At 42.5% G+C, this 4,348-nt stretch carries 4 protein-coding genes; 3 read left to right on the top strand and 1 reads right to left on the bottom strand.

Annotated features, from left to right (window positions below):
• From L696_RS31915 to L696_RS31460, 3 genes are all read left to right on the top strand, one after another.
• Window positions 1–2,428, top strand: a 2,428-nt coding sequence (locus tag L696_RS31915) for an adhesin (protein WP_245233347.1), incomplete at its 5' end; no start/stop codon positions are given.
• A 12-nt stretch (window positions 2,429–2,440) separates the two neighbouring features.
• A complete protein-coding gene (locus tag L696_RS0110880; protein WP_245233346.1) occupies window positions 2,441–2,842 on the top strand; it encodes a hypothetical protein in 402 nt (133 codons plus the stop codon).
• 404 nt (window positions 2,843–3,246) lie between these two features.
• Entirely contained in the window at window positions 3,247–3,534 is a 288-nt protein-coding gene (locus tag L696_RS31460; protein ID WP_025683649.1) for a hypothetical protein, read from the top strand.
• A 27-nt stretch (window positions 3,535–3,561) separates the two neighbouring features.
• Here the strand turns inward: L696_RS31460 and L696_RS0110870 are convergent.
• Window positions 3,562–4,348, bottom strand: a 787-nt coding sequence (locus L696_RS0110870; RefSeq protein ID WP_025683648.1) for a recombinase zinc beta ribbon domain-containing protein, incomplete at its 5' end; no start/stop codon positions are given.

The raw sequence follows: 4,348 nt of genomic DNA, 5'->3' as shown, positions 1-4,348 counted from the left end.
CTCGTATGTCACCTATATGATTGAAAGTCTGCAATACTACGCGCTAGGCGACCTCATCACGTTACCCATCGGACAAGGCAAAGAGTTGGTCGTCGTTCGGGCAGTGACACGGTTAGAGGATGGATTACTGCGTACCCGTTATGATCTCCAAGCGGAACAGAATATTCGCTATGCCCGTTATGAAAACGATCAGGCCACCGGGATTTCGCTGACAGGAACGGTGCTCAAGGTACAGCAGGATTTCGTACAGCTTCAACTGGACATCGACCCGAAGCAAGACCCTGCCAAAGCCTGCTGGTTTCCCGTGGCGACTCGATATGTAGCCGAAGAACACAGTGGTTGGTACGATATGCCTGAGATCGGGGAACAAGTAGAACTGTATCTGCCTACACACCGCGAACAGGATGCCTATGTGACGGATTCGCTCCGACAACAGCACCACACAAATGGACAGCCGAATGTGAAGGTTTGGCAACATGTGCAAGGTAGCGGCGTAGAAATGTCTGAGCAAGAACTGACCCTGTCCACCTCGGATGGATTTTCAATTACACTGCACGAGGATACGGGCATCACCATCAACAGTCCGGGGGATGTGCAGATTCAGGGTGGTCATGTGAAGCTTGATGCAGGTGAGGAACTATCGCTGGAAGCTGGAACAGCGCTGTATCTCAAAGGTGGAGAAAGTAGCATGGTGCTGGATGGTGAGACGGATACCAAGTCTCCAGTGATATATCAGGAAGGTACGGTGAAAGCTCCCGTTTTTGTAGCTGACCTCCCTCCTGTGCCTGAGCCACCATTGATGAGCATAAAAGCTTATGAAGCAGCCCAATCAGCAGCAAAGGATTCATCTAGCAGCCAAGCCTCTACTCCTAAAGCAAAAGTTACAACTCCAGCAGCACTTCAACAGGCGAATGCCTTGATGGGAACGGTATCCAAGCTGTTAGGTTCCATTCCCGTAGTTGGGAACGTAGCCAGTGTGATGTTGAATACGGTGGGTGGGCCAGCAGGTAAAGTGGCGGCAACCGTGTTACAAGCAACTGGAGCCATCCCTATTCGTAGTAAAGGAACGCCAACGGTTGGAGGCAGTAAAGAAACGGGGTTGCACCCGCTCAAACACTTGGCTGGTTTAGCACTCCAAGGACTAATCAGTCAATATGAGCATGAGCAAGCGAGACAAGCCTATTATAGCAAGTGGATTTTAGGTAAAGTATATACGAGTGCGCGTCATTTGGCTGATTCCGGTGGCCCATTGGAGTTGGTTCAAAACCTGCTGAAAGAGTCTAATGCTATGGCTCATGCCTATCAGCAAGTTCCTAAAAGTGTTCGAGATAAAATGCTCAGGGATTATAAGGAAAAACAACGCCTTCAGGCAGCGCAAACACAGAAACATGAGAATCCAAAACTTGCACTATGGAGAGAAAGAAAAACTAGGGAGTATACTTCATATTGGAATCAAACTGATTATTTTACAGTCAACTGGTGGCAGGATGAAGGTAAGCTAAAGCAAGCTGAGCAAGCACTACGCACTGAAATTACAATGCAGCGCAAACTATCACTGTATGATATTAAAGACCCCAATAAAATGGCTGCCATCCAGCGCATCGTCAACACAAAGCGAACACAAGTATGGGATGAAGGAACCCTAAATGCCATAGAAAATGGATTAGTAGCTATGGGGGTAGACTCAACAAATGCTATTGAGTTGGACAAAGAGAAAATGGATGCACTCATTACTCGATACAATCAGGGTTTCATCGGGCAGGAATCAGGAGATTACATGGAGAGGACAGGTCTAAGTGATTTAGTCGAAAACACGACTTATGGGGTTGTAGGAGCTCGTATCGGTATGGGGACTGCTGGAAGGCCTCCCGCTAGGCCCAGCCAACCACCTATTGTAGAGAATCCGCCTGTAAAACCCAACCCAAAAGGTGGCCCAGGTGTAAACAAGCCGATTGATGAATTCAATGATTCGCCGACTTATAATGGGGCAAATTTTAGTAGACCTAAGGAAACACCTAAATCAACGAATCCGAGTAAAACTCCTGAGGGGACGGGTAATGGTGGTAAGGGAAGGAAGTTCCTCAACTCAACAAATCCTAAAGATTTCCTTGATGAAGCGTTGGAACAACAGGGATTGACGAGCATACCAAATGGACTTAAGCATCCTTGGACGGCAGATGGTTATGTATACGAGGTAAGAATACATCCCGGCAATAGTCAACACACCAATGCTGGAAGTATATATAGAGTCTCAAGAAAATCAGTTCCTAATCCTGACCCTAAAGTTCAAGGAAGTGGTACTGAATATTTGGGGACAGATGGAAAATGGTACAAGGAAAGTGAACTGAAAGAGTTTAATAAAAAGGGAGACTTGAACCCGAATTTTAACGTTACTGGAGCAAAAAATACTCACATAGACTTACCTTAGGAGATGATTTTTATGTTTGTAATGAGTTTAGATGAGGTTAAGAAAGAGATTGACAAAATTAACTTGTATTTAAGCCAATGTTTATGGATGGACTTTGAATTTTGTCAAATGAACACATGGCAAATTGTTTTGTCAGGTAGCATAGACCAAAGTAGTAATGAGTACGCGATAGATATTGAGTTTGAAGAACCATATTTTGTTTCAACTTTGTTTTTATGGCACACAGACACATCAAAAGTATTTATTGAACTAGCCAATGATGAAGAAACTCTTGAAATGAATCAAAAATACAAGGTGGAACTAGGGAATTACATCTTCAAAGTAAGTGTGGAGGATTTTGAAAGCCCACCGATTTTCATTGCTGCAAAAAAAATATCATGTAAAATTCTAAATGATACCCCTTTTCCGAGATAATGGGATGAGCATACAGTAGTAGTTAGCGGTGGGGGCTACCCAGTGCTGAATGAACCCATCATTCAAACAATAATACAGTTAACCTATGTAATACCCGTATAAAGATTTCGTCGTTTCGTTTGTACGCACATCAAATGCTTTAATTTTATAACCTAAATAACGCTATTCCTTTACATCAAACAGGTTGATTATGGTTAGATACCACCGTAATTGACCTGTTTTTTGTTATCTCATCACTCAAATAGGGTGTTTATACGAATATTTAAATTTAAATCCAAAATTCTCTTAGTGAAAATGATTTTCTAAAGATAATTCAACATCTCTTCACTCAAAAACAATGACTTGCCATCACCCTCCCCATCAGAGTTAACATACACACACTTCAACCGGGAGGGAAATGTACTATGTCAAATTGGCCAGATTGGTTACTGGAAGCATTACGGCAACGTTTTTATCAATTAGAACTAGCCAGTGAACAACAGACTTCATGTTCATCAGAGGACAAAAATCTATTCACCAAAATGGATCAATTCAAAATTAACCAAACTGAGGATATTCAGCATCTGCTAACCGAATGGGAAGAAGCCATAGGTTACCAGCTAAGTCAGGACAAACAATCCATCTATATGGAAGGAGTAAAAGACGGGATTCGATTGATTCTTCCCGTCATACATTCCACAGTTACTCGTTAGCTTTTGATCACTTTAGCCTATGATTTTTTAGTCCAATATTTCATCTATGTCCATTCCACTTTTCATGGTAAAAACAAAATGCGCTGGTGAGAGAATCGTGATCTTCTCCACCAACGCATTGAATAGGTTATCATCAAATTGTTCTAGTATATCCTGCTGTGAACTTAGGACTTGGATAATTTCATCGACACGTTCCTTGAGTTGTGCCTTTTGCTCATGCTCCTGCTCCAGTGTCAGCTTCTGTTGTCGTAGCTCGTTGAGTTCATTGGAAAGTCTGTTCGTTTCTTCATCATATACCGTTTCATCAATTTGATTCCGTAGCTTGAGATTCACTAATTCCTTCAAGTCGGATTTCAATTGTTGCATCTGTCCTTCAATGTCCAATAGCGGTTCTTGCCCTACTTTGCTGGAAAGTGCCGATTCAATATTGGCTTTCAGCGTTTTAATCAATCTTTTCTTGTTCTCATACATCCGGTTGAACAATCGTACAAACGCGGAATGTAAAATTGGTTCATCGACTGATTTGGCATCACAGGCTGCTTTACCTTCATTGACATATGTTTTGCATTGCCATACTACTTTTTTGGATGGATTATTGCTGTTCCAGGTTCGGCGTTTAAAAATGGCCCCACAGCATCCACAATATACTTTACTGCTTAGTGCATATTTACTGGAGTATCTTTTACTATCCCCCATGACATTACCTTTTAGCTTGGCTCTCCGTTCCTTTTCCTTTTGCACCGCTTCAAATAGTTCCTTGGATACAATCGGTTCATGGTTATCCTCAATTAAATATTGCTGCTCCTGTCCTTTG

The organism is Paenibacillus maysiensis (genome assembly GCF_000520815.1).
GTDB lineage: Bacteria > Bacillota > Bacilli > Paenibacillales > Paenibacillaceae > Paenibacillus > Paenibacillus maysiensis.
Note: the sequence above shows the minus strand (reverse complement) of the source record. Positions and strands in the feature narration are given on the sequence as shown.